The sequence below is a fragment of the Anaerolentibacter hominis genome (assembly GCF_032380675.1).
GTDB classification, from domain to species: domain Bacteria; phylum Bacillota; class Clostridia; order Lachnospirales; family Lachnospiraceae; genus Anaerolentibacter; species Anaerolentibacter hominis.
In genome coordinates this window covers 351,771-375,171 of record NZ_JAWDIX010000002.1, presented here as the reverse complement: position 1 = coordinate 375,171, position 23,401 = coordinate 351,771, and the positions used below count along the sequence as shown (strand labels likewise).

Below are 23,401 nucleotides of genomic sequence, written 5' to 3'. Positions count from 1 at the left end.
GCGGGCTTTAAATATTAATTGATAGAATACTTAGAAAGGCTCGATGGCACATGAAAAAAACAATCGCCTACAAGCTGGTTGTCCACCTTTTTCTTCTGGCATTTTCCTTCCTGCTGTTTTACTCAGTCTCCCATATGGTTCATTTTCACCAGATCAACGGGACGAACACGGAATTTACCGGAACTTATGAATTTGAGGAACGATTCTGCAAGTATATTGAGCGGGTGGCCGCCTATGTACAGTATCGGGAGCAGGGTTATGAGCCGCGCTACAATGTTTCCAATGTTCTTGGAAATGCAGTATCCGGCAACACGTTCCATCTGATGGAAGAAAGCAGTGAACAAAGCAGCTTTGAGTTTTACAATAATAAATTAAATATAGAAAAAACAAATTTTCTTTACTATGTAAAAAACACAGGGACCGGCACGGTCTATGCTTCTCCCACACTGGAGGAAATGTATCAGACCGCGCTCAAAACAAACAGCATTGAACAGGATACAACGCTGGAAGAATATATGGCCAGGCTGATACAGCAGAACAGCGCCTATTTTGTGTTGAACACCGCGGAAGAACTTTACAGCACGACCGCCACAAAATACGGTTATATTGATTCTCCCACACTGGACTGGATTGTCAGCTGTATAACCGGCAAGCTGGCCTCGGATCAGGTACAGCAGGGAATCACCCAGGCCGGTGCTGACGCACAAATCCCGGCTGGTACAGAGTCTACATTTCAGAATACAGATGTACAGGATATCGCTGGCAACAATGTAAATTCTGTGCTGGAAAAAAAGCCGGACGCCTACATGATTTATGCGACTGTACTGCCTGATTTTCCCTATACGACCGATGATTTTTCCCCTCTGTATGCCAGCTTTCAGTCGACAGTTGAAACATTCCAGTTCACCAAGACAATGCTTCCGCTGTCCTTTATCGGAGTTGTCCTTTTTCTAATTCTGGCTGTTATGAGCTGCGGACGCCGGAATGAACAGGGAACAATTGTATTGAACCATTTTGACCGGATCAGTACGGAAGTTGCCGTACTCTTCAGTCTGGTGTTTGTGGGTTTCACCGTATATTTGGGTACTTATTTCTGCTCCTATGTTTCTTCCATAGGGCTGTTCCCTGACAGCATGCTGTGGAAAGGCGTTCTGGAGTCCTTTATTCCATTTTTGTGTTTCTATATTCCGGGAACGGCCTGTCTGTTCAGTTTATTCCGCCGGGTTAAGGCCCGCACATTTTTCTCCAACTTCCTGCTATACAAAATAGCCAGGAAATTAAAACACTGGTGTATCCGTTTCTTTCAAAATAAAAACGTGACCTATCAGACCGCCGCTTTCCTGATACTATTCCTGGGAATCAGCGTTGTAATCGGAATATTCTGCCTCATCGGAAGACAGGGTGTGGTAATCGGCGGTATTCTCTTCCTGATTGCCTTCTTTGTGGCCGCCCTGCTTTTACTCCGTCTTTCTGCCGATATCAATGTGGTTATGACAGAAACCAAGCTGATTCAGGATGGAGATCTGACTCACAAGATACCGGATACCATACGCTCAGCCCCGATCCGCAAGCTGGGTGAATATATTAATAATATCAGCGAGGGATTTTCCGAGGCCGTGGATGAACAGTTAAAAAGCGAGCGGCTCAAGACCGAGCTGATCACCAATGTGTCTCACGATATTAAGACGCCGTTAACCTCTATTATCAATTATGTGGATCTGCTTGGGAAAGAAGACCTTCACAACGATACGGCCAGAGGTTATCTGAAAATACTGGAAAATAAATCCTGGCGGCTGAAGACATTGATTGAAGATCTGGTTGAAGCCTCCAAGGCCTCGTCCGGAGCTATCAGCCTCCATTTGGAAAAAATCAATCTGATTGAACTGGTACGCCAGTCCTGCGGCGAATTCGAGGGGAAATTCAGCGAGAGGAACCTGACCGCCGTACTCACGCTTCCGGAAAAGCCGGTCTATATACTGGCCGATGGGCGAAGTACCTTCCGCATCATCGAAAATGCATTCTCCAATGTGAGCAAATATGCGCTGGAAGGAACCCGCGTCTATGTAGACGCCATAGAAACAGAAGACAAAATAACTATATCAGTGAAAAATATCTCAGCCACACAGCTAAATATAGATTCCGAAGAGCTGATGGCAAGGTTTGTCCGGGGAGATCTTTCCCGGAATACAGAGGGAAGCGGGCTGGGGCTGTCCATCGCTCAAAGTCTTACCAAACTCCAGGACGGCAGTTTTGACATTGTCCTGGACGGAGATTTATTCAAAGCACTTATTACATTCAACAAACTGGAAGAACCCGAAAAACCAGACCCCGCAGAAACTCTTCCCGTCGATGCGTCCCCCGTCACTCCGGTACCGGAGCAGGAGGAGCCGTCAACTGCCAGCAATACCGATGAGCCATCCCAATAACGCCACGATTGTTTATAATTCCTCCGGATAAGAATCGGTTTTTGCAGGAGAGGGGGCCGTTCAGCAACAGGCTGAACGGCCCCCTCTTTTAATTACATAGAAGAGTTTGGAGACTTCCAATGTAATCAAAAACCTTTCGATTAACAAGAAACCAGGTGATTTATTCGATAATTCTGTACTCCATCATCTCATACAAAAGACAGGACCCCTCTTCAACCTCCGCAGGCAGCAGAGCTCTCGCAACCATTTTCAAGTCACCCTCCGCCCCATCAGTACGGCACAAAAAAGCATAATCACCGTCAATCCTGTCCACCCGGTACTCGCACGATTCAAACATAGCAGATCCCTCCAAAACATTTAATAAGACCAGCTATCATTATAACATAAAACACACACCTATTTCACCTTATCCGTTCTTCACTGCCCGCCGGGCATTTTCACCGGACCGAAGGTCCGCCTTTCACTGCTCCGAAGGAATACTTTCACCTGCGGCTTTGCCGCAGCTTTCACTCCTTATTCCGTATCTCAAACTCCTGCGCTCCAAATCCGCCTGGCGCAATCTGATAAGGCGGGAAAACTACAACAGGATTGCCGGAATCATTGATATAAAATGCAGTCACATCATCAACGGTGGTAAATCCCTCAAACCCATTACTCCCGTCAAAATAGACCAGATACTCGTCCTCCGTCATCCTCTGTTCCATCTGCTCCCTTATCTGGCGGTTCGCAAGCTCAATATAATTTGATCCCAGCAGATCTGCCAGAGTGACATACCGCCCCTTCTTTAAATCAATATTATAATAGAAGGTTTGGTTGTAGCCGATTCCATTTTCTCCCGCCATTACGGCAAAGGAGAGATACCTCTCATTTTCACAGAGTATCGTATAATCGACTGTAATCTGTATTTCTTTCTGGGTAAATTCTTCTTCCGTCCCGCCGGTTTCCAGAAATGCAGCCTTATAGTCTGCAACTATCTGCTCCGCCTGTATGCGGACCTCCTCGCATGCTTTTTCTATTTCATTATTCACATCCAGAATAAATTCCGTCTTTCCCTCTTCTGGCTCTTCCTCATCTAATACGATCTGTGGAATTTTGACGGATTCCGTCTTATCTCCATCACTCCATTGATAAGATCGGAAGGTGAGAATCTTCGCTATCTTGCCGACAACCGGAATTTCCTGCATGGCCTGCGCGAACGTACTGCTTATATTAAGGCCGGCTGTCAACAGGAACAGAAGGAACACGGCTGCATGAATCAGCATCCGCACATACCCGGATGACCGCTTTATTTGTCTGTTCTTCCGTCTTTCTTCACAGTCATGTATCGCTGCTAAAACTATTTTATTTAATTCTGCCGGAATCTCAATCTGATCATAATTCTGTTTTGCTTCTTCTATGCGCGTCATTGCAAATCTCCCTCAAGTTCTATCTTTAGCTTCTTTAGCCCCCGATACAGCTTTGCCTTTACCGTGCTGATATTTTTGCCGGTAACCTCAGCGATTTCTTTCAGCTTAAATTCTTCAAAATAGTACAGGCGGATAATATTCTGGACATCTCCCGGCAGGAGCTCAAGCTTTTCCAGGAGGTCCTCTGCATCATAATCAAAGACAGATTCCGAATGAACTGCCGTGCCGGCAGCTTCTTCTATTGTCTCTGACGCCAGTTCCCTTCGCCGCCGTTTCATAAAATTTAAGCTTTCATTTACAAGAATCCGGTAAAACCAGGTTTTCACATAATCCACATTCCGCAGGGTATGGTAATGTTCCAGGGCTTTACACACAGAATTCTGTACAATGTCCAGAGCGTCGTCCTGATTCCGCACATAACTATAGGCCAACCGGTAAAATTTTGCCTGACTGCTTATTATATACTGGACAATTTTGTCGTAGTTATCTTCCTGTATCATCGAGGTTTATAAGTTTCTCCTTTTACTTTTGCGCATTAGTAATATCACTATATAGACTGCCCAATTCCGGAAAAGTTGCAGCGGTGAATAAAAATTTATCCTTTTATCCTGTACCTGCAGTTAACGGCAGAACAAAGAATCCCACTTGCGGCGGGTTGTTCTGGCAGCACGATTCCTTTCCGCCGTAGTGCGATCCCCCGAAAGGTTTTTTGATACACAGGAAAGTTTGGAGAACTTTCCTGTGTATCAAAAAACAGGCCGCAGACAGACCTGTTATGGTCTGCCTGCGGCCTGACGGATATTTCTATTTCGTTCTTACTCGCCCACCAGCTTTTTATACTGTTCGACCAGTTCCACGCCCCGGCTGGTTCCGATCCGGTCAGCTCCGGCTTCGATCAGGGCCAGCGCGTCCTCTATTGTGCGGATTCCGCCTGCGGCCTTGATTTTCACCTCGGTCCCCACACATTCTCTCATCAGCCTTACATCCTCCGCCGTAGCTCCGCCGGTGCCATAACCGGTAGAAGTTTTAATAAAGTCTGGTTTCACCCTCCGTGCCACTTCACACAGCCTGCGCTTCTCTTCCTCTGTCAAAAAACAGTTTTCAAAAATAACCTTTGAGGTCACCCCTCTTTTTCGGCATTCCGCTACAATCCTGGTCATTTCCTCTTCTACATAAGCCCAGTTCCCATTTTTAATCTCCACCAGATTAACAACGTAATCTACTTCCCCTGCTCCCTTTTCAATGACATCAATTGTCTCAAACACCTTTGTCTCAATCGTACTCTGCCCCAGCGGAAAGCTTACGGCGGCATCACACAGGACGCCGGTTCCCTCCAGAATCTTTTTGCAGAACGGCACCGGCGCGTTATTGATGGCTACGGTTTTAAAGTGATAGGCTGCCGCTTCCTCACAATGCTTTTTCAGATCTTCGTTGCTGACATACTGTTTTAAAAGTGTCTGGTCAATCATGCCCGCCAGCTCACTGACGGTAAGTTTTCTCTTTTCCAATGGTTTCGTCTCCTTTTCTTTCAAGTACACCTCGGCGTACTTGCTGCGAGCCGCACGTCATGCTTTGCATGACATAATACATCTGTGCGGCTCTGCATTCCGCCGGAGGCTTTATCTTGGAAGGAGACTGGGCTCCCACCAAGACGAATTTGTTATTTACTCACCACCTATAGAGGGGGAGTCTTATCTACTTCCATGATCAAATCTGCGCCAGTTCCCTGTATATATCCATCAGAGCCTGGTACGAATGGTCAAATACCTTTTTCACCGGCTCATAGGCAAGGCTCCGCTCCGGGTTCGGCAGGATTGTCTCTTCCCTGCAGATCAGTTTTTCGATCTCCTCATACCCGGCAAAAAGTCCGCTTCCAACTCCGGCGGCAGCAGCAGCGCCCATGGAGGTCGCTTCTTCCAGGTAATGAAGTCTGACGACCGGCATGCCATAAATATCCGCAAGTATCCGGCGGACTGCTTCTCCCTTTGCCAGACCGCCTATAATATGGATGGCGGGTATATCCGCGTGATCCTTAAATATCTTAAGAATAATATCCAGATTCATGATAATACCTTCCAGGGCCGCCCGGAGCATGTCGCCTTTGGTATGTTCCATCTTAAGTCCGATAAAGGCTCCCCTTGCATCCGGATTCCACCTTGGACTTCTCTCTCCCAGAAGATAAGGAAGAAAGATAAGCCCGCCTGCTCCCGGCAAAGAGCATTCAGCCAGCTCGTTCATCTTATCATAGACACTCATTCCCGGCGGCACGTCAAGCCCATCCCCCAGGACTTTCTTCATAAAGCTGTAGGAATTGCCTGCGGCCTGCATGGTTCCGCAGGGTGCATAGTATCCTGGAATCATATGGGCCCAGTTAAAGGTTCTGAGTTCAGGATCGTATACGGGCTTCCTGGAGGTATAAGAAATCCAGGAAGATGATCCCAGGTAGTTGTAAGCTACATTTTCCCTCACAGAACCGGCTCCTACCGAGGCACATACGCCGTCCCCGCCTCCCAGTATAATGGTAAGCCCTTCCGGCAGGGAACATTCCTTTGCCATCCCTGCATTCAGCTTACCTGCCGCAAAGGCAGATGGCTTCACCTCCGGAAGCACTCCGGCCGGTATCTCAGCTGCCTTTAGTATCCGCTCCGACCAGACCAGCCGGTTTAAATCAAAGGCGTTGGTTCCGGATGCATCGGAATAATCTGTCACAAACTGACCGGTCAGCCTGTGGATCATAAAATCTTTCGGCAGCAGCATTTTATATGTACCTGCAAAGGTCTCCGGTTCATTTTCCCTGACCCACATCAGTTTTTCCAGACTATAAGAGGCACTGATCCGGTGGCCTGTGATATGGTAAAACTCTTCCTCCGGTATTTTATCCCGCAGCTGCTGCTCCTGCTTTACCGCTCTCTGGTCTGCCCAGATGATGGCATCGCGCAGGGGCATCCCCTGCCGGTCCACCAGCACACAGCCCATCATCTGCCCGCTGAATGCCAGTCCCGCCACAAGATCTGGATCGATCCCCTCAAGCAGTTCCCGGTTTGCCGTGCAAAATGCTCTCCACCAGTCTTCCGGCTTCTGCTCAGCCCAATTTCCATTAAAATACTGGGTTTCATAAGGGCGAATGACACTTCTGACCAGCACACCCTCCCCGGTTATAAAGCGTCCGCTTTTTTCTTCCCCCTCCAGGCGGAACAGGGTTGCCTTGTCCCCTGTCGTTCCCAGATCATGGGCAATCAGATAATACTGTTTCATCGCTTCCTCCTTCCGTAGAGATGATTTCACAGAAGATACCGTATCTCCCCTTTTATACCACTGCCACAATACTAACGTTTCCGTTCGGAGCCCTTTAGAGCCAGCTTATACGGCATCATCACCGTGCGGGCCGGCCGGTCTGGCTCTTCAATCCTTCCCAGAAGCAGGCGCATGGCCTCCCGCCCCATCTCCACCGTGTCCCTGGTCACATAACTGTAGTCATATCCTATTACATCCAGAACCGGTATATGATCTATTCCGATCGCGGCAATCTCCCTGCCCGGACGCATATTTCTTTCTCTCAGGCCCTTGATAAAGCCCAGAGAGGTACGGTTATTGCAGGTCAGCATTCCCTCCGGCAAACGGTCTGCTGACAGCATATCTCTGGTCAGCCGATAGGCGGTTTCAATCGTAAAGTCGCCCTGATAAATGAAATCCTCCTCCATGGGTATACCGTGATCGGCCAGGGCCGCCTTATATCCCAGGAATCGTTCCCTCGCAATCTTCAGTTTTAAATCACCTGTTATTATACCGATTTTCCTGCATCCTTCTTCAATCAGAATTTCCGTGGCGGCATAGGCGCTTGCCTTATTTTCATAGAAGACACCGTCCCAGCCCGCACCTGCAAATTCCCGGTCCATCTGCACCACCGGCACATTCAGATCCTCGATAAGGCGCTGCACTTTCCCTGCCTCCTCCGGGTCCGGGTAGTCCACGGCAGGGGTTAAAATAATTCCCCGTACCCTCTGGCCCTTGAGCATGCGCAGCGCTTTCTCTTCTCTGGCGGCATTGTTGTCGGTATCGCAGCAGATCAGCGTCAGATCATTTTCATCTATAATTTCCAGAATACCCCGAAGCGCCTCGCCAAAAAAGCTGTTGTCAATCTCCGGAATCAACACGCCCACTGCGCTGGTTTCCTGCCTGGACAGACTCCGGGCAGATGCACTGGGCAGAAAATTAAGCTCCCGTATCACGGCCTCCACCTTCTGTCTCGTCTGTGCATTGACATAGCCGGCGTTGTTAATGACTCTGGATACCGTAGACTTGGATACCCCTGCACGTGCTGCTATATCCTTGATAGTCATCTCATCACCTCTCCTATATGGGAACGTTCCCACATTATTTAATATTATATGATGAAAAGGAACCGACGTCAATCCAAATCAAACACAACTGCATGATACCCGATAGATACCGGAGCTTTGCCTTGCGGAAAACATCTATAAGCCCCAAGAAAAAAAGCGTCCCGGATGGAAATCCACCCACGGACGCTTCACTGTCTGTTTATGAAGTTACGCGAAAAACAGGAGCCCCAGCCGGTACACCACAAAAGTTACCCCCCAGGCTACACAGAGCTGAAATGCCATTGCCATGCCGGTCCACTTCCAGCTTCCGGTCTCCTTCTTGATCGTTGCGACCGTAGCCATACATGGCGTATACAGCAGACAAAATACCATGAGCGCGTAGGCATTAACAGGGCCGAAACCGGATGCGCCCAGAATTCCCAGCATGGTAGACATGCCCACCGCAGAAGTAATGTTGTGAATTCCAAAAAGCACGCTGCAGCTGGAAACAACCATTTCTTTTGCCGCAAGTCCTGAGATCAGCGCCACCACAATCTGCCAGATGCCAAGGCCCAGCGGTTTAAAGATTGGGACCAGAATACGGCCAAGACTGGCGCCGAAGCTGGCCGTCATATCCTCCACCATGCCTCCCGGACCCACATTGAGCAGAAACCACATTACAATAGAAGCAATAAAAATGGTAGTTCCGGCCTTAGTCAGGTAATCCTTCACTTTTTCACCCACATAAATCGCAACCGTGCGCAGGTTCGGCGTTTTGTATTCCGGCAGCTCAATGAGCAGCGTATGTACCGCATGGGCTTTCTTCCGGTCCGCAAAATGAATCACCATAGCCACCAGGATTGCAACCAGAAGGCCGAGCAGATACATAGAAAATGCCACAATCATAGCATTCTTCGGGAAAAAGATCTGGGAAAACAAAACATAAATCGGCAGCCTTGCACTGCAGGACATAAACGGAGTGATTAAGATAGTCTTACGCCTGTCCTTCACATCCTCCAGCGCCCTGGAAGCCATAATGGCGGGCACGGTACAGCCAAATCCCAGCAGCATGGGAATAAACGCACGGCCGGACAGGCCGATGCTTCCCATCAGACCGTCCATGACATAAGCCACTCTGGACATATAGCCGCTGTCCTCAAGGAAGGCCAGGGCCAGAAACAAAATAAAGATATTCGGCAGAAATGTAAGAATTCCTCCCACCCCTGCAATGATACCGTCCACCACAAGGGAGGTAATAATCCCTCCTGCGTGTATGCCGACCAGAAGGGCCTCCGCCCCCTGACTGATGTAATCCAGGGCTACCTCGAAGTAACCCTTTATCCAATCGCCTATGGTAAAGGTAAGGAAAAATACCAGCGCCATGATACATAAGAACGCGGGTATACCCCATATCCGGTGCGTCAGAAGTCTGTCGATCCGGTCCGTCTTTTCCGCTTTGGCTTCTTTATTTACCAGACATTCTTCAATTACTTCCTCAATAAAATCATATTTCTGATTGATAATATCCGTTTCATAGCTGCGTTCCACAATATCAGTGAAACTAAACGGAAACTGCTTTAACACTTCCTCATCCTGCTCCAGAATCTTAATCGCATAGAAACGGACATGCGGCAGATCCGGCTTGTGTTTCAGAAGCCGTTCCGAAATCTGATCAATCTTATCCTCAATCGCATCGCTGTACACAACTGCCAGTTCTTCATGGTGATGATGCCTGTGACGGCTGTTTCTCTCCTTGTCGGGATGATGATGTTCTATGACCTCGTCCAGCTTACCGTCCTGATGATGAGCCACCGCATGCATCAGCACATCCAGGCCCGTCCTTTTTCTGGCCGACACCGGGATACAAGGGATTCCCAGCATCTCCGGAAGACGATGCATGTCAATTTCCATCCCCCTCTCCTGCACAATATCCATCATATTAAGCGCCAGAACCACAGGTTTTCCCAATTCAATAAGCTGCAGGGCGAGATACAGATTCCGCTCCAGTGCGGATGCATCCGCCACATCAACGATGACATCCACGTCATCTCCCATAATATACTGTCTGGACAGCTTCTCTTCCATTGTATAGGAAGTAAGGCTGTAAATTCCGGGCAGATCCACCAGTTTAAACTTCTGGTTGTGAAAAGAAAAAGCTCCCTCCTTTTTCTCCACGGTTACACCCGGCCAGTTTGCCACTTTAAGCTTGGCCCCTGTGTAAGCATTGAATAACGTCGTCTTCCCGCAGTTGGGATTTCCGATAAATGCCACATTCAGGGTTTCTTTCTCCCCTCTCATGCCTGTTCCTCCTTCACCAGAATTCCCCCTGCAATCTGTCTGCCGACCGCAAAACGGGTTCCCCGGATTTTAATAATAACCGCTCCCCTTTTCTTCCGGTTCAAAATATCCACCCGGGTTCCCTGTGTCAGCCCCAGTACCTGAAGCCTTCTCGCCGTATCCGGCTTAAGCCGGATGCCCGCCACGGTATACCCTTTTCCTACACTGCCATCCAGTATGGTCATCGTCAATCTCCCTCTTCGCCTCTTGCTGCGCTAAGCCTGCACGCTGTGTGAGCCGGCGTTTAATAAGGCCTTTTTCCCTTGTACTTTAGCATCCATAAATCTGCTGGTCTCTGCCCGCTTTCTTCCAATCTTCATAACTGTCAGCACCTGAGAGAAAACTGTTGCTGTAGCGACAGTCCCCGCTTACATCCTCCAGAAACCATTCAGGCATGATAAAGTCTTGTGCCGCCTGTTCATCCGGGAATTCCACTTCCGCAAAAACAAGCCCTTCAAGACGCCCTGCAAATATGTCCAGCTCCACCCTCAGTCCGTTCTCCAACGGTATGATATAGCGGCATTTCTTAACCATATGGTTGTCCGTTTTCTCTCTCAGATGCAGATAGGAGCTCTCGGAAAGAGGCGCTTCCAGCTCATTGCAGACTCTCGCTGTTGTATCCTTCCGGGCGATGTGTCCCTTATAGGTAAGAATATAGGAATCATTGCTCCTTCGTATCCTCACCACCGGGTCTGTGCAGAGATAACCCTGCTCTATTTCTTTTTTCTCATAACATTCCAGCTGATCCGGCAGGCGCCGGATCGTAAATTTTCTTTCAATCTCCATGCTTTGTCTCATACCTTTCTCGGCTTTGACAGGCGGTGCCGGTAACCGCAAACTCCTGCCGCGGCCAAAATTAGTCACGACTAATTCTTACGGTCTTATTGTAGTGATTTTTCTGTATGAAGTCAACCCATTCTTAATAGAAAGATTTAATTTACCTTATGCCTGCCTATCCCACTTTATACTTTTCAATTGATATCTGCCGTGCTATACTTGGTGGAGTATTGAGTGATTACATTGATTTATATAAAGGAGTCTGAGTCATGAATTACCAACAGGTCATTGATCTTGTAAAAGAAGCGGAATCAATCATATTTGATGAAAAAGCCCTGAACCACGTTATCTCCAAAGGGCTGGCCGATTATGTCACTTATGTGGACCTGGGCGTCCAGCACTTTCTCCAGGAGAAGCTGGCGTCCCTTTATCCCGATATTGCCTTCATGGGTGAGGAAGACGGCCAGAATCAGCTGGACCCTTCCGGTTCCTGCTGGATTCTCGATCCGATCGACGGCACAACCAATCTGATCCACCATTACCATCACAGCGCCATATCGCTGGCCCTATATCAGAACGGCGCCATCGTATTCGGGGCGGTCTATAACCCGTTTACCAAAGAGCTTTTTCTGGCCCAGGCCGGATACGGAGCTTATTTAAATGGAGAGCCGATCCATGTAAGCAATGTTGTTACCCTGGAGCAGAGCCTGATCAATTTCGGGACAGCCCCTTATCAGAAGGAACTGGCCCCAAAAAACTTTGCCATCGTACAGTCCGTCTATGAAAAATGCCAGGATATCCGCAGAAGCGGCTCCGCCGCACTGGATTTGTGCTACGTGGCCTGCGGCCGCTCCGACGCCTTTTTTGAAATGACGCTGAAGCCATGGGATTACGCAGCCGGCAGTCTTATTCTGACAGAAGCCGGAGGAAAAGTAACCGATTGGGACGGTGCTCCCCTCCAGTTTGCACAGGCCTGCTCCGTGGCAGGTTCCAATGGTAAAATACATGCCAGACTGTTGGATGAGTTTCACTGATTCCGTCTGTACTGATAGGGTTTATACCTGTGCTGCACCACATCAAAGTCATAGCCGTTGGCCTTGATGTATTCGATAATGTCCGGAAGGGCTTCTGCCGTGAGCTGGTTGCTGCTGCCGTCGTGGAGCAGGATAACCGGCTCATTGTATTTGGTCAGGTCGTGTTTTATATTTTTCATGATGGATGATTTGGTCGGCTTGCCTACCGCATCCTCTCCGCTCACGTTCCAGTCGTAGTATGTAAATCCCTTCTCATTCAGGTCTTTAATCACCTTATCCCCGATGCCGGACATGTATTTATTCACGCTGCCCCATGGGAAACGCAGAATCTCCGGTCCGACCCCGGTCACCTGCATGATCTTTTCATATGCTTTATTAAAATCATCCCAGTAATTTTCAGCTGAGGCATAGATCTTTTCTTTTTCATGACAGTATGTATGAATCCCGATGGAATGGCCCTGCTCCACCATCTCTTTCAGAAGCTCTTCTCTCTCCGGGGTAATTTCCTCCCCGATCAGGAAAAAAGTTGCCTTTACATCATACTTGTTCAGGATCTCCAGAATTGTCCTGGTATTCTCACTGGGACCGTCATCGAAGGTCAGATAGGCTATCTTAGGTTCCGGCGCTTCTGCCAGGGAAGCGTCGTTTACTTTATCCTTCTGTGTTTTGCTGCTCTCCTCCGCCTCCCAGATCCCGGTATCCGCTCCCATCACCGTCATGCAGTCCAGATTTCCATAGGCTCCATCCTGCATCCTGAAACACAAAAATAATGCCAGAAGTGTGGCACAGAACAGAATAGGATTTTTCCAGTTAATTTTTTTATGTAAACCAGCAGGCATGTGATTTACCCCCGCCATTCATTCCTTTCAGCTTATGCCGGGCAGCCTCTATTCGTTCCTGTCCTCCTGCTTTCATCTTTCCGGTTGAGTTTTAAATGAAATCCGCTATAATAGAAGTAATTAGTTACTTTTGACAAACGGGGCGCGTTCGGGCTCCGTCCGAATAAAGCCGGTCATACAAATAGGTTATGTCCGGGGAGGGTACTTACTATGAAATTCCTGCGAAAATATAAATTAGGACAGGTGATCTTTTATCTGGTCCTGATGCTTGTTATCTTTTTTGTGTTTCAGCAGAACCGTACTGCTGTGATTGGAACTGCAGATCCCACTGTCACCAGACTCTGTATTCTGCTGTGGGTGGTATGCGGGCTCTGCTTTGTGTTTGCCATTGCCGATGTGGTGCTCTTCGTAAATGTACAGCGGGATATGCTGGATCTGAACAGCCTGACCTACAAGGATATGATGACCGGGCTGCCCAACCGCAACAGCGCCAATTCCATTCTTTCCCAGATTACCAGGCAGGGCGCCCTGCCGGAGCTTGGCATTATCACAGTCCAGCTGGACAGTCTGGAGGAAATGAACCGAACACTTGGCTATGAAAAAGGCGACCGGCACTTAAAGGATTTTGCCGCTCTCCTGGAGCGGGTGGGAACGGGCTACGGATTTGTTGTCCGCAATGGCAGCAATGATTTCACTATGATTATTCGCAGCTGTACCAGGGAACTTACCGATCGGCTCGTCTCCGATTTGGAGCAGCAGATAACAGCCTACAATAAAAAACATAAAGACAGCGCGGTCCGTTACTCACTGGGGCAGGCTTTGAATACAGAGGAGCATCTGGATTCCTCTTCCAAGCTGATCGCTCTGTCATATCAGAAGAAGCAGACAGTTCTGTAAAATAATCCAGTTTAAGACGGCTTTTGTCAGACTTAGTCCGATATTTCATAAGGGAAGGGGAACAGGGAATGGCTTTTTTTGATCATAAGTATATTGCTTCTCTGGTTAAACTCGCCCAATGCGGGGACAGCAATGCATTTGCGGAGCTGTATGGTCTGACTTATGAAAAGCAATATACTTACGCATACCAGTATCTGCGCGACCCTTATCTCGCCCAGGATGCCCTTCAGGAAGTATATATCCTGGCGCTGAAAAATCTGTCCAAGCTCCAGGAGCCGAAAGTCTTCGTAGCCTGGTTAAAACAGATTAATTTCAGGGTCTGCTACGACATGTCGAATAAATCCGCGAAGCAGTGGGAAGTATTGGATGAAACTGCTTTTTCTGTGCTTCCGGATGAAAATATAGAGAACAATCCCAGAGAGAAAGTGATAAAGGATTATGAATCCTTTACCATTCGGGAAGCCCTGGCAAGCCTTCCGGAGCATGAGCGGGATGCGATTACATACAAGTACCTCCACAACATGAAGCTGGAGGAAATCGGAAAACAGATGAACTGCAGTCTCAGCACAATAAAGCGATATCTGTCCAGCGGAAAAATCCATCTGGAAAAAATGCTGAAAGAAAGGGAGTGAGTGAAGATGGCACAGAAGAATATACCGGAATTCGGACAGCTTGATATGGCACAGGCCGAACAGACGCTGGCTCAGGTTTTTCAGGCCTGCAACCGGGTTCCCAACACGACTCCTTTAAGTACGCTTCAGGCGGAAGGCAGGCATACGATCCGGCTCTTTACCCTGACGCAGCATCTGGCTATTCTGGGGCTGATCCTCACACTGATTCTCCCCGTTTTTATGGTAAAGCCCCAGCTTTTTATTGATACCCCCTTTTACCGCAACAACCAGATAGTGATTTCCTTTCAGGCTACCAGCCTGACACCGTTAAAGTCGGTCAAAGCCGCCATAGACCAGGTCTCCATTCCGGTCCACAAGAGCGACCGTAATTCCTATCACGTGTTTGTGGAGGATACCGGTACTCTCTCTCTGGAGGTAACGGCTTACAACAATCAGACCACCTTCTATTCCATGGAGGTGGAGGAACCGGACTTTATCTATCCCCAGGTAACCGGCAGCTATCGGAGCGGCGAAACGATTGTTATCTCCCTGGCCGACGGAACTTATCCTATCGACTTCGGCAGTATTTATGCCGTGACAGCAGAGGGGGATAAAATCCTGCCTCTCTCCGCTGACGAAGCCAGCCGCAAAATTGTTCTGCCTTATCCGGAGGAACGGTTAAATATATTCGTTGCAGATGAACAGGGTAACTCGATTGAGGGAATTCTGACTATAAAATAAAGGAGACAGCCGTCTATGTCCTGTTTTAAGAAAAAGATCACGATTTGTCCCATTCTCATCCTGTGCTGTCTGCTCCTTTGTTCCTGTTCCAGCGATGAGGGTACCCCTCCTCCGGATAAAAATGCGAATCCGGATTCTGCCGGAACAGTCCCTGTGCGTTCGTCAGAACCGGTGGTACTTGTCCCGTCCGCTGACGCAGCGGAGACATTGGGTAATAAATCCGTCACGATAGATGCCTCCCATACACAGGAAGGTTATATTATGGCCCAGTATACCGGCAATAATAAAAAGGTAAAGCTGCAGCTGACCACTCCCGCGGGTATCACCTATACCTATCTGCTGCACAGTTCGTTTGAAACCTTCCCGCTTACCGGGGAAGACGGGACCTATAAAATAAAGGTTTATGAAAACGTAAAGGGGGATGAATATGCCCAGTTGTATGCAGGCAGTCTGGATGTGAGCATTACGAACGTTCTGGGCCCTTACCTCTACCCCAATCAATATGTGAATTTCGACAAAGACACCCGGGCCGTTTCCGTGGGCGCAGAACTGGCGTCCGGTGCCGTGGCCGATCTGGAGGTAGTCTCTGCCGTCTATAATTATATCGTGGAAAATATTGTCTATGATGACGCCAAGGCGTCTGATGTACGTTCGGATTATCTTCCTGTTGTAGATGATATTCTGGAATCAAAGACCGGCATCTGTTTCGATTATGCGGCCCTCATGGCTACCATGCTGCGGACACAGCGTATCCCTACCCGGCTGGAAGTAGGTTATGCCGGGGAGATCTACCATGCCTGGATCAGTATTTATATTAAGGACATCGGGTGGATCAATGGCATCATCCAGTTTGACGGCAAGTCCTGGAAATTAATGGACCCTACCTTTGCGGCCAGCAATCATTCCAGCGATAAAGTGATGGAATTTATAGGAAATACCGATAACTATGTAACAAAATATGTTTATTGACCGGGACCCTGGTTCCGGCGGAAAAGAGGCCAGTCGTGTCAGCAAAAACAGGAAAGAAACTTTCAAATAGTGAACTATCCTCCTTCTTCGATCAGATGTCCGTCATCCTTCATGCCGGTATTCCTGTTATTGAGGGTATTCTTCTGCTGCAGGAGGATATGGGCGGCGAAGGAAAACAGATACTGAATGACATATATCAGGTATTGGATGAGACCGGCAGTTTCCACGAGGCGCTGTCCGGCACCGGTGTATTTCCTGAATATGCGCTGAACCTGATCCGTATCGGAGAGCAGACCGGCCGTCTGGAAGAGGTGCTCGCCTCTCTTTCTTCCTATTATCAGAAGGAGGAAGAGATCCGCCGGGGTGTAAAAAATGCTTTGAGCTATCCTCTTATTATGGTTATTATGATGCTGGGCGTAATCTCCGTTCTGGTGATTAAGGTGATGCCTGTTTTCAACGATGTACTGGTCCAGCTGGGCAGCGAAATGACCGGCATATCCAGAGCGATCATGAACATAGGCCAGGGGCTTCGGAAATATTCGCTGGCTGTGCTACTGGTTATTATTTTCATTGCCGGCATTATACTCTTTTTCACCTACACGAAAGCAGGGAAAAGGCGCGGAAAACGACTAGCCGCCGGATTTTATCCAACCCGCAGGCTCTATGAACAGCTGGAACTTGGACGTTTTGCCAATGCGATGGCACTGACTCTGGGCGGCGGCCTGGAGATGGACGAAAGCCTTGCCATGGCAAAAGACCTCATTGACAGTCCTAAATTAAAAGATAAGATTTCCCGCTGTCAAAAGGAGATGGAAGACGGCACAGGTTTTGCTGACGCGCTCCATCATTCCGGTATATTCTCCGGTCTCTATTCCCGGATGATTTCTGTCGGCTTCCGGACCGGATACCTGAGTGCCGCGATGGAACAGATCGCGGGCAGCGCTCAGGAAGAGTCCGACGAGCGCATTGCACGGATGATTTCGGTACTGGAGCCCACGCTTATCGTCGTATTAGCCGTGATTGTGGGTATTATCCTGCTTTCCGTTATTCTGCCTCTTATGGGAATCATGTCCGGGATGGGATGAGAGTAAAGGGAAGAAGGAAGAATGGGTGAAAATGCCCCTGCGGGGCAGTGAAACGTTCCTTCGGAAGTGAAAACGAGTAAAAAAGCACGTATGCTATTACTCGGTGAAAGCCGCTCGTAAAGCGGGCTTAAAAACAGAGTTTAAAGTTTTCAAAGGGAGGCAGGATTGAATGAATCGTTTTAAGCGTCGGGCGGATACCGGATTTTCGAAACATTCTGTTTTGCTGCCCGTTTTGTTGTTATTATGTGTTCTCTTTCTATTTGTTTTTGGTCTGAACCGGCTTTCGGGCTCGGATGCTATGGATCAAAAGCGGAGCATAGAGGAGTCTTTAAACCGTATGGTTGTCCACTGCTATGCGGTGGAGGGGATTTATCCGCCCAGTCTTTCTTATCTGGAAGAGCACTATGGTTTTACATATAACGCTGCTAGATTTTATGTTGACTATCAACCGATCGGCTCCAATATTTTTCCCGATATTACTGTGATACCGCTGGAGGATGTGCCATGAAGTATGCTGATTCCAAACATCGCTCTATCGAATGGCTGGCTGCTCTTCTGCTGTTTTTTGTTTTTGTGATTTCCTCTCTGCTGCTGGTGATCGCCGGCACACGGGTTTACAGGCAGACAGTGTCCAATATGAATTCTAATTATACGCTCCGCACGGCTGCGGCCTATGTGACGGAAAAGATCCGCCAGAATGATACCGCTGACGGCGTTTCTCTTGGGACATCCGAACATATTCCGGTCCTTATGCTGGAAGAATCCATTGACGGGACCGATTATATCACTTATCTTTATCAGTATGACGGAGTTATAAAAGAGCTTTTTATCGGGAAGGAACAGCCCTTCGCGCCGGAAAACGGCCAGGATATAATGGAAGTGTCTCTGTTCCGGATTCAGGCCGTCTCGGATGGCCTGTACCGTATCCACATAGAGGCTGAGGACGGCGAGATTACCGAACAGCTGGTTTCCGTCCGTTCTGTTCAGGGGAGTTAAGCAGTTTAGAACATAGAATCCCGCTTGCGGGATTCTCCGCCTGCGGCAGGAAGGGGAGATAAGTATGAAACATACCTCATTATCCAGATCGGGCCTGTTCCTGATGGAGATGATCTTTGCTATCTTGTTTTTTTCCATTGGCTGCGCCGTCTGTGTACAGCTTTTTGTCCGTTCCTATAATATGAGCACGGATTCCAGGAATTTAAATCATGCGGTGACCTGTGCACAGAGCGTGGCGGAGGCCGTAAAGGGTACCCATGCTCCCCCGGAGGAATTAAAAGCTTACTTTCCCGATTCGGAAGCCTCCGGCGATACCCTGCAGGTATTCTATAACAATAACTGGCTGACCTGTACCCGTTCCTTGGCCGTCTATCAGATGGATGTGGTGATACAAACCGACAGCCCGTTTCTGGCAACACAGATTACAGTGTGGGAAATCTCCGATCCGGAAGCAGAGCCCATTTACTCGCTTCAAACGCAGGTGTATCTTACCCATTCCGTTTTTCCGAAAGCAGGGAGGGATAGCTCATGAGAAAAAAACAACCTGGTGTCAGTGTGGGCACCTCCTCCATTCTGGTTGTGTTTACTCTTCTGTGTCTGATTACATTCGCCGCACTCTCTCTGGTCAGTGCAAACGCAGACTATCGTCTCAGTGCACAGCTGGCGGACCGGACGAGCGCATACTATGAGGCTTCCAATCAGGCGGAGAAGCTGCTTGCCTCCATGGATGACGTCCTGGAAGAATGTTATGAAAATGCTTCCTCCCAGGAGGAATATCTGCAGCTGGCCATGGAAAGGCTCACAGATCAAAACAGGCAGTTTTCCATGACCGGGGATAATATGTGCAGCTTTGAAGTAATGATCAATGAGACGCAGAACTTGTTTGTCACTGCGCTCATTCTGTATCCGGAATCAGATGGCGGCTGCCTGTACAGGGTAAACAGATGGGTCGCTGGACAGAGCCAGACATGGGAACCGGATGACAAAATGAATCTGCTCCATGCCGATTGAGATAGAAAGGATAACATAAATGAATTTTACAGAACGCCTCACCGAAATTGTGGCTCTCGGAGCCTCCGATGTATTTATCGTAGCGGGCAGACCTCTTTCCTATAAATTAAACGGAACCATGCATACCGTGGATGACAAACGGCTTATGCCCGGCGATACCGATGAAATCATCCGGGAAATATACCGTATGGCCAATGACCGGAGTACAGCTGCCCTTCTTCAGAAGGGGGACGATGATTTTTCCTTTTCCATAAAGGGAATCTCCCGGTTCAGGGTCAGCACCTATAAGCAAAGGGGTTCTTTGGCGGCTGTTGTCCGTATTATCCAATTCACTATGCCGGACCCGAAGGAACTTCACATCCCGGATAAAGTAATCCGCCTTGCGGACTTTACAAAGGGTCTGGTTCTGGTTACCGGGCCGGCCGGCAGCGGAAAATCTTCCACACTTGCCTGCATGATAGACTATATTAATAATACCAGGGAGAATCATATCATTACTCTTGAGGACCCCTTGGAATATCTGCACAGCCATAATAAAAGCATTGTCAGCCAGCGGGAAATCAACAGCGATACTGAGAGCTATCTCACCGCCCTGCGCGCAACCCTCCGCCAAAGTCCGGATGTGATTCTGCTGGGTGAAATGCGGGATTATGAAACGATCAGTGTCACCCTGACCGCGGCAGAAACCGGCCACCTTATTTTCTCCACCCTTCATACCATCGGAGCGGCCAATACCATAGACCGGATCATCGACGTCTTTCCGGCAGACCAGCAGCGTCAGATTGCCGTTCAGCTCTCTTCTGTCCTGCGGGCGGTTGTCTCTGAGCAGCTCGTCCCCTCGGTGGACGGACGTCTGGTTCCTGCTTTTGAAATCATGATGATGAACACGGCGGTCCGCAATATGATACGGGATGGGAAGATACACCAGATTGACGGCATCATCTACTCATCCCCCGGAAATGAAATGCAGTCCATGGATGCAAGCCTGCTGGGTCTTTATAAGGACGGTATTATCAGCCGGGATACTGCTCTGACTTACGCATCGAATCCGGACATGCTGACAAAGAAATTATAAAGGAGACCAAACAAACAGAAAGAGGTTACTGCAAACACTAACAGCTGCAGTAACCCCTTATTTGTATCTATTCAAGTACGCCTCAGCGTACTTGCTGCGGGCCGCACGTCATGCTTTGCATGACATAATACATCTGTGCGGCTCTGCAATCCGCCGGAGGCTTTATCTTGGAAGGAGACCATACTCTCCCACCAAGACGAATTTGTTATTTACTCACCACCTATAGAGGCGGGAGTCTTATCTACTTCCATGATAAATAATCCGATCTGTTAGTTTCCTCCCGGGCCCGGTCTGTCTTCTCTCTTATCCGGAAAAGAATACCGGCTCTGGTCCTTCACAGCATCCTGTTCTTTATCCTGGCTCTTGTCGCGGGTACTATTTCTCTCACTTGGCTCATAAATCTCTTTTTCATAATCATTCATGATTTTTCCTCCATTCCAAAGCATCAGCGTCAATAGGCCGATCTGCCCTATATCTGTACTTCTAGTATGAACGGCGGGAAATCATTTCATCCTCTGTTTTCAGAAAAAAATACAGACCGGCAGAGCTACCACAATGCCCAGCGCCGTCCCCATGATGATATCCAGAGGATAATGTACGTAGAGATAAAGTCTGGTAAATCCAATTGCCGCCGCCAGCACAAAAGCTGCCAGGCCCATCCAAACATTAACATCAAAAATAGCAGTTGCCGCCGCAAAGGACGCCATGGTATGTCCGGATGGAAATGAATAGTCCGCGGGCACCTCAATCGGCAGAGGGACCTGCGGGTTCTTCCAGCAGGGGCGCTCTCGGGCCACCGCGTTCTTAAGCACCAGGTTACCCCAGAATACAGAAGAGATAAGGGAGAGAATGATCCCCCTTCCTCCTGCTCTGTAACCAGGAACAGCCAGCATGATCACCGCAATCAACACCCAGACCGCGCCGCCGTTTCCCAGCCTTGTAACAAAAACAGCAGCCCTATCCCTGCCGGAGGTACGAAGCCGCTGAATTTTTTCCAACCATATTTCTTCAAACTTCTTTACTTTCATACTATCAAAATGCCTTCCGTCTATTTCATTCGTGTGACACAGGCGATCATCCTGATGGTATTTTCTGTGTTTGTCCTGTCTTTTATTCCTGTATTTTCTGTATCATCACGTGTAGTTCCCGCGATCTATTTTGGGTAGATATTTGATTATATCACGATTCGCTTATATTCATTCTATCATAAGATACACTACAGCGCAAAGAGAAAGAATATCATTTAGAAGAATACTAGTTTAGCCAGCCAGATCAAAAGCAGATGGGCCGGATAAAACAGATAGAAGAAATATTTGTTCATCTTTATGTTAAAGTGGGTCGGTATGTAGAGCAAGGGCAGTGACAGAATCTGGAAAAACTGCATGTCGAAGGAGTAACCGAACAAACTGATCTGCCCGGGAGCAAATAAGGGCGGCAGGAAAAACAACGTGACAAGCCCCAGGGACAAATATCTGTTCTTCCGGCAGAGATAGAACAGCAGCATCAGAACAATTCCGTTGATTCCATAATCAAAGTTAAACCAGCACACGATAAAAATAACAACAGCGAATGGTATCCATTTCCTGCTCTGGAGGAAGTAGACGGCCGCCAGGCCAAGTATCAATGTAAAGAAAATATTCCAGTTGGATATATTATCCCAGATGCTGAATTCGGATGAGTAATTTAACAGGACGTAAAAGGGCTGTGAGATCAAAGCAAACAGTCCCAAACGCAGAAAATACTTCTTGATGTCATGTGTGTAGAGGCAGCCCACTACAATGCAGTATGCGAAGATGGGGAACGCGATCCTGCCGATTACCTGCAGAATCAGCACCTCCGGAAATAGTTTCTTGCCCACATGATCGCAGGCCATTGCCGCTATTGCAACCAGCTTTAAAAAGTTCGTGTCCAGATTCATGGAAATTCTGGGTGTGTTCGTTTCACTCATTCTATAGCACCTTACCCTTCTCTCTTCATATTCTTATTTTATACTATCTATAACGTCCCGGCCGCCGTACTGTCTTCAACCTTTTACAGCGGAAGAACTTTCTATGTAAGAAAAAAACACCCTCAGGCAGAACCGCAACACCGATGCATGCAGCACGCGTTTGCGGTTCTGCCTGAGGGTAGTATCATCATTCTCATCTATGCCTGGAATAGCTCACCAAATTGTTCAAAGCTTCCCTGCCAGTGGCAGTCCACCGGTAATTTCTTCGGATTCAGCAGGCAGTCGGTGATCAGGTAGCCTTCCAGTCCCAGCTGTTCGGCAACCATATCCTCGCCCACATCATTTCCCACCATCCTGCACTGCTCCGGGCTCTTGTTCAGCCGTTCCATAATTTCTTCATAGTACTTCACATTCGGCTTGCAGTAACGGGAATTATCATAGGTTGTTATATAGGTAAAATCCTCCGGATCAAGACCTGCCCAGCGGATTCTGGTCTTCGTTCCTATAGGCGGGAATACAGGATTCGTCGCCACCACCAGGTCATATCCCTGCTCCTTCAGCCGCTTAATTGTCTTTGCCACCGCCGGATTGACCCAGGTAGGCCCCTTCGCCAGATGAAATTCATTTTTATAAAAATCCAGCATATCTTCTTCCCAGTCGTCCCGCTCTCCGCCGGTCCTGGAGAGGAAAAATTCCCAGAACCGCTCTTCATTCAGCCTGCTGCCGTCATTATGTATCATATAGTGCACAGACTTTTGAAAAGTCTCGAACAGCTCCTGCATATTTTCCACCCGGTCCCGGAACTTCTGTCCGATGCCCTCGAACCATTTCATCGCAAAGCTGTGCTGATCCATCGGAAGCAGCGTCCCGTCCAGGTCAAATAATATCGTGTCTCTCTTCATTCGGATCTTACCCTCCATACCCGTAAAA

Annotated in this window: 26 protein-coding genes; 12 read left to right on the top strand and 14 right to left on the bottom strand. The window is 48.4% G+C overall.

Annotated features, from left to right (window positions below; all coding sequences use genetic code 11):
• The first annotated feature begins 50 nt into the window (after positions 1-50).
• Positions 51-2,426, top strand: coding sequence for a sensor histidine kinase (locus tag ABCW47_RS10940; RefSeq protein WP_343209956.1), 2,376 nt, complete (start codon positions 51-53; stop codon positions 2,424-2,426).
• Between the two features lie 160 nt (positions 2,427-2,586).
• Here the strand turns inward: ABCW47_RS10940 and ABCW47_RS10935 are convergent, their stop codons facing one another.
• The 9 genes from ABCW47_RS10935 to ABCW47_RS10895 all read right to left on the bottom strand — a co-directional run bounded on the left by ABCW47_RS10935 (position 2,587) and on the right by ABCW47_RS10895 (position 11,274).
• Positions 2,587-2,763, bottom strand: coding sequence for a chorismate--pyruvate lyase (locus tag ABCW47_RS10935; protein WP_343209955.1), 177 nt, complete (start codon positions 2,761-2,763; stop codon positions 2,587-2,589).
• Between the two features lie 169 nt (positions 2,764-2,932).
• A complete protein-coding gene (locus ABCW47_RS10930; protein WP_343209954.1) occupies positions 2,933-3,832 on the bottom strand; it encodes an RsiV family protein in 900 nt (299 codons plus the stop codon).
• Complete coding sequence (locus ABCW47_RS10925) at positions 3,829-4,332, bottom strand: RNA polymerase sigma factor (protein WP_343209953.1); 504 nt, start codon at positions 4,330-4,332, stop codon at positions 3,829-3,831. The genes ABCW47_RS10930 and ABCW47_RS10925 overlap by 4 nt, the downstream gene beginning before the upstream one ends.
• Before the next feature lie 315 nt (positions 4,333-4,647).
• Positions 4,648-5,301 (bottom strand): deoxyribose-phosphate aldolase, encoded by a 654-nt coding sequence (gene deoC, locus ABCW47_RS10920; RefSeq protein WP_425516080.1) that lies wholly within the window; start codon positions 5,299-5,301, stop codon positions 4,648-4,650.
• Positions 5,302-5,539: 238 nt separating this feature from the next.
• The gene (locus tag ABCW47_RS10915) at positions 5,540-7,087 is read right to left on the bottom strand and encodes a xylulokinase (RefSeq protein ID WP_343209951.1); all 1,548 of its coding nucleotides are present in this window, start codon (positions 7,085-7,087) and stop codon (positions 5,540-5,542) included.
• Between the two features lie 71 nt (positions 7,088-7,158).
• Positions 7,159-8,172, bottom strand: a complete 1,014-nt coding sequence (locus tag ABCW47_RS10910) for a LacI family DNA-binding transcriptional regulator (protein ID WP_343209950.1) — start codon at positions 8,170-8,172, stop codon at positions 7,159-7,161.
• A gap of 207 nt (positions 8,173-8,379) precedes the next feature.
• Complete coding sequence (feoB, locus tag ABCW47_RS10905) at positions 8,380-10,449, bottom strand: ferrous iron transport protein B (protein WP_343209949.1); 2,070 nt, start codon at positions 10,447-10,449, stop codon at positions 8,380-8,382.
• Complete coding sequence (locus ABCW47_RS10900) at positions 10,446-10,673, bottom strand: FeoA family protein (RefSeq protein ID WP_343209948.1); 228 nt, start codon at positions 10,671-10,673, stop codon at positions 10,446-10,448. Before ABCW47_RS10900 ends, feoB begins: the two co-directional genes overlap by 4 nt.
• 85 nt (positions 10,674-10,758) lie before the next feature.
• Positions 10,759-11,274, bottom strand: a complete 516-nt coding sequence (locus tag ABCW47_RS10895) for a CYTH domain-containing protein (protein WP_343209947.1) — start codon at positions 11,272-11,274, stop codon at positions 10,759-10,761.
• A 260-nt stretch (positions 11,275-11,534) separates the two neighbouring features.
• Between ABCW47_RS10895 and ABCW47_RS10890 the strand changes: the two genes are divergently transcribed.
• Entirely contained in the window at positions 11,535-12,299 is a 765-nt protein-coding gene (locus ABCW47_RS10890; RefSeq protein ID WP_343209946.1) for an inositol monophosphatase family protein, read from the top strand.
• Here ABCW47_RS10890 and ABCW47_RS10885 read toward each other — a convergent pair.
• Positions 12,293-13,138, bottom strand: a complete 846-nt coding sequence (locus ABCW47_RS10885) for a polysaccharide deacetylase family protein (protein ID WP_343209945.1) — start codon at positions 13,136-13,138, stop codon at positions 12,293-12,295. The two genes, ABCW47_RS10890 and ABCW47_RS10885, sit on opposite strands and share 7 nt — an antisense overlap.
• Before the next feature lie 210 nt (positions 13,139-13,348).
• Between ABCW47_RS10885 and ABCW47_RS10880 the strand changes: the two genes are divergently transcribed.
• From ABCW47_RS10880 to ABCW47_RS10835, 10 genes are all read left to right on the top strand, one after another.
• Positions 13,349-14,035, top strand: coding sequence for a GGDEF domain-containing protein (locus tag ABCW47_RS10880; protein WP_343209944.1), 687 nt, complete (start codon positions 13,349-13,351; stop codon positions 14,033-14,035).
• Between the two features lie 68 nt (positions 14,036-14,103).
• The gene (locus ABCW47_RS10875; protein WP_343209943.1) at positions 14,104-14,667 is read left to right on the top strand and encodes an RNA polymerase sigma factor; all 564 of its coding nucleotides are present in this window, start codon (positions 14,104-14,106) and stop codon (positions 14,665-14,667) included.
• A 6-nt stretch (positions 14,668-14,673) separates the two neighbouring features.
• A complete protein-coding gene (locus ABCW47_RS10870; protein ID WP_343209942.1) occupies positions 14,674-15,387 on the top strand; it encodes a hypothetical protein in 714 nt (237 codons plus the stop codon).
• A 15-nt stretch (positions 15,388-15,402) separates the two neighbouring features.
• Positions 15,403-16,356, top strand: a complete 954-nt coding sequence (locus ABCW47_RS10865; RefSeq protein WP_343209941.1) for a transglutaminase-like domain-containing protein — start codon at positions 15,403-15,405, stop codon at positions 16,354-16,356.
• A 35-nt stretch (positions 16,357-16,391) separates the two neighbouring features.
• Positions 16,392-17,441: a type II secretion system F family protein gene (locus ABCW47_RS10860; RefSeq protein ID WP_343209940.1), complete on the top strand. Its 1,050-nt coding sequence runs from the start codon at positions 16,392-16,394 to the stop codon at positions 17,439-17,441.
• A 169-nt stretch (positions 17,442-17,610) separates the two neighbouring features.
• The gene (locus ABCW47_RS10855; protein ID WP_343209939.1) at positions 17,611-17,949 is read left to right on the top strand and encodes a hypothetical protein; all 339 of its coding nucleotides are present in this window, start codon (positions 17,611-17,613) and stop codon (positions 17,947-17,949) included.
• A complete protein-coding gene (locus ABCW47_RS10850; RefSeq protein WP_343209938.1) occupies positions 17,946-18,437 on the top strand; it encodes a DUF4860 domain-containing protein in 492 nt (163 codons plus the stop codon). Before ABCW47_RS10855 ends, ABCW47_RS10850 begins: the two co-directional genes overlap by 4 nt.
• Positions 18,438-18,501: 64 nt before the next feature.
• Positions 18,502-18,969, top strand: coding sequence for a type IV pilus modification PilV family protein (locus ABCW47_RS10845; RefSeq protein WP_343209937.1), 468 nt, complete (start codon positions 18,502-18,504; stop codon positions 18,967-18,969).
• Complete coding sequence (locus ABCW47_RS10840) at positions 18,966-19,448, top strand: hypothetical protein (protein WP_343209936.1); 483 nt, start codon at positions 18,966-18,968, stop codon at positions 19,446-19,448. Before ABCW47_RS10845 ends, ABCW47_RS10840 begins: the two co-directional genes overlap by 4 nt.
• 19 nt (positions 19,449-19,467) lie before the next feature.
• The gene (locus ABCW47_RS10835) at positions 19,468-20,523 is read left to right on the top strand and encodes a type IV pilus twitching motility protein PilT (RefSeq protein WP_343209935.1); all 1,056 of its coding nucleotides are present in this window, start codon (positions 19,468-19,470) and stop codon (positions 20,521-20,523) included.
• 269 nt (positions 20,524-20,792) lie between these two features.
• Here ABCW47_RS10835 and ABCW47_RS10830 read toward each other — a convergent pair whose 3' ends face one another.
• The 4 genes from ABCW47_RS10830 to ABCW47_RS10815 form a co-directional block, all read right to left on the bottom strand.
• The gene (locus ABCW47_RS10830) at positions 20,793-20,945 is read right to left on the bottom strand and encodes a hypothetical protein (protein WP_343209934.1); all 153 of its coding nucleotides are present in this window, start codon (positions 20,943-20,945) and stop codon (positions 20,793-20,795) included.
• Between the two features lie 99 nt (positions 20,946-21,044).
• A complete protein-coding gene (locus tag ABCW47_RS10825) occupies positions 21,045-21,551 on the bottom strand; it encodes a phosphatase PAP2 family protein (protein ID WP_343209933.1) in 507 nt (168 codons plus the stop codon).
• A 215-nt stretch (positions 21,552-21,766) separates the two neighbouring features.
• Positions 21,767-22,471 carry a TraX family protein gene (locus ABCW47_RS10820; protein WP_343209932.1) on the bottom strand — a complete coding sequence of 235 codons (705 nt, stop codon included), beginning with the start codon at positions 22,469-22,471 and terminating at the stop codon, positions 21,767-21,769.
• A gap of 197 nt (positions 22,472-22,668) precedes the next feature.
• The gene (locus tag ABCW47_RS10815) at positions 22,669-23,373 is read right to left on the bottom strand and encodes an HAD family hydrolase (protein ID WP_343209931.1); all 705 of its coding nucleotides are present in this window, start codon (positions 23,371-23,373) and stop codon (positions 22,669-22,671) included.
• Positions 23,374-23,401 lie beyond the last annotated feature (28 nt).

Coding starts and splice junctions, on each gene's coding strand:
- ABCW47_RS10875 (WP_343209943.1), top strand. CDS start 14,104: ATGGCTTTTTTTGATCATAAGTATATTGCTTCTCTGGTTAAACTCGCC.
- ABCW47_RS10850 (WP_343209938.1), top strand. CDS start 17,946: ATGAAGTATGCTGATTCCAAACATCGCTCTATCGAATGGCTGGCTGCT.
- ABCW47_RS10830 (WP_343209934.1), bottom strand. CDS start 20,945: ATGAATGATTATGAAAAAGAGATTTATGAGCCAAGTGAGAGAAATAGT.
- ABCW47_RS10865 (WP_343209941.1), top strand. CDS start 15,403: ATGTCCTGTTTTAAGAAAAAGATCACGATTTGTCCCATTCTCATCCTG.
- ABCW47_RS10855 (WP_343209939.1), top strand. CDS start 17,611: ATGAATCGTTTTAAGCGTCGGGCGGATACCGGATTTTCGAAACATTCT.
- ABCW47_RS10910 (WP_343209950.1), bottom strand. CDS start 8,172: ATGACTATCAAGGATATAGCAGCACGTGCAGGGGTATCCAAGTCTACG.
- ABCW47_RS10895 (WP_343209947.1), bottom strand. CDS start 11,274: ATGGAGATTGAAAGAAAATTTACGATCCGGCGCCTGCCGGATCAGCTG.
- ABCW47_RS10890 (WP_343209946.1), top strand. CDS start 11,535: ATGAATTACCAACAGGTCATTGATCTTGTAAAAGAAGCGGAATCAATC.
- ABCW47_RS10835 (WP_343209935.1), top strand. CDS start 19,468: ATGAATTTTACAGAACGCCTCACCGAAATTGTGGCTCTCGGAGCCTCC.
- ABCW47_RS10940 (WP_343209956.1), top strand. CDS start 51: ATGAAAAAAACAATCGCCTACAAGCTGGTTGTCCACCTTTTTCTTCTG.
- ABCW47_RS10900 (WP_343209948.1), bottom strand. CDS start 10,673: ATGACCATACTGGATGGCAGTGTAGGAAAAGGGTATACCGTGGCGGGC.
- ABCW47_RS10915 (WP_343209951.1), bottom strand. CDS start 7,087: ATGAAACAGTATTATCTGATTGCCCATGATCTGGGAACGACAGGGGAC.
- ABCW47_RS10935 (WP_343209955.1), bottom strand. CDS start 2,763: ATGTTTGAATCGTGCGAGTACCGGGTGGACAGGATTGACGGTGATTAT.
- ABCW47_RS10870 (WP_343209942.1), top strand. CDS start 14,674: ATGGCACAGAAGAATATACCGGAATTCGGACAGCTTGATATGGCACAG.
- ABCW47_RS10845 (WP_343209937.1), top strand. CDS start 18,502: ATGAAACATACCTCATTATCCAGATCGGGCCTGTTCCTGATGGAGATG.
- ABCW47_RS10885 (WP_343209945.1), bottom strand. CDS start 13,138: ATGCCTGCTGGTTTACATAAAAAAATTAACTGGAAAAATCCTATTCTG.
- ABCW47_RS10930 (WP_343209954.1), bottom strand. CDS start 3,832: ATGACGCGCATAGAAGAAGCAAAACAGAATTATGATCAGATTGAGATT.
- ABCW47_RS10820 (WP_343209932.1), bottom strand. CDS start 22,471: ATGAGTGAAACGAACACACCCAGAATTTCCATGAATCTGGACACGAAC.
- ABCW47_RS10840 (WP_343209936.1), top strand. CDS start 18,966: ATGAGAAAAAAACAACCTGGTGTCAGTGTGGGCACCTCCTCCATTCTG.
- ABCW47_RS10880 (WP_343209944.1), top strand. CDS start 13,349: ATGAAATTCCTGCGAAAATATAAATTAGGACAGGTGATCTTTTATCTG.
- deoC (WP_425516080.1), bottom strand. CDS start 5,301: ATGATTGACCAGACACTTTTAAAACAGTATGTCAGCAACGAAGATCTG.
- ABCW47_RS10825 (WP_343209933.1), bottom strand. CDS start 21,551: ATGAAAGTAAAGAAGTTTGAAGAAATATGGTTGGAAAAAATTCAGCGG.
- ABCW47_RS10815 (WP_343209931.1), bottom strand. CDS start 23,373: ATGAAGAGAGACACGATATTATTTGACCTGGACGGGACGCTGCTTCCG.
- feoB (WP_343209949.1), bottom strand. CDS start 10,449: ATGAGAGGGGAGAAAGAAACCCTGAATGTGGCATTTATCGGAAATCCC.
- ABCW47_RS10925 (WP_343209953.1), bottom strand. CDS start 4,332: ATGATACAGGAAGATAACTACGACAAAATTGTCCAGTATATAATAAGC.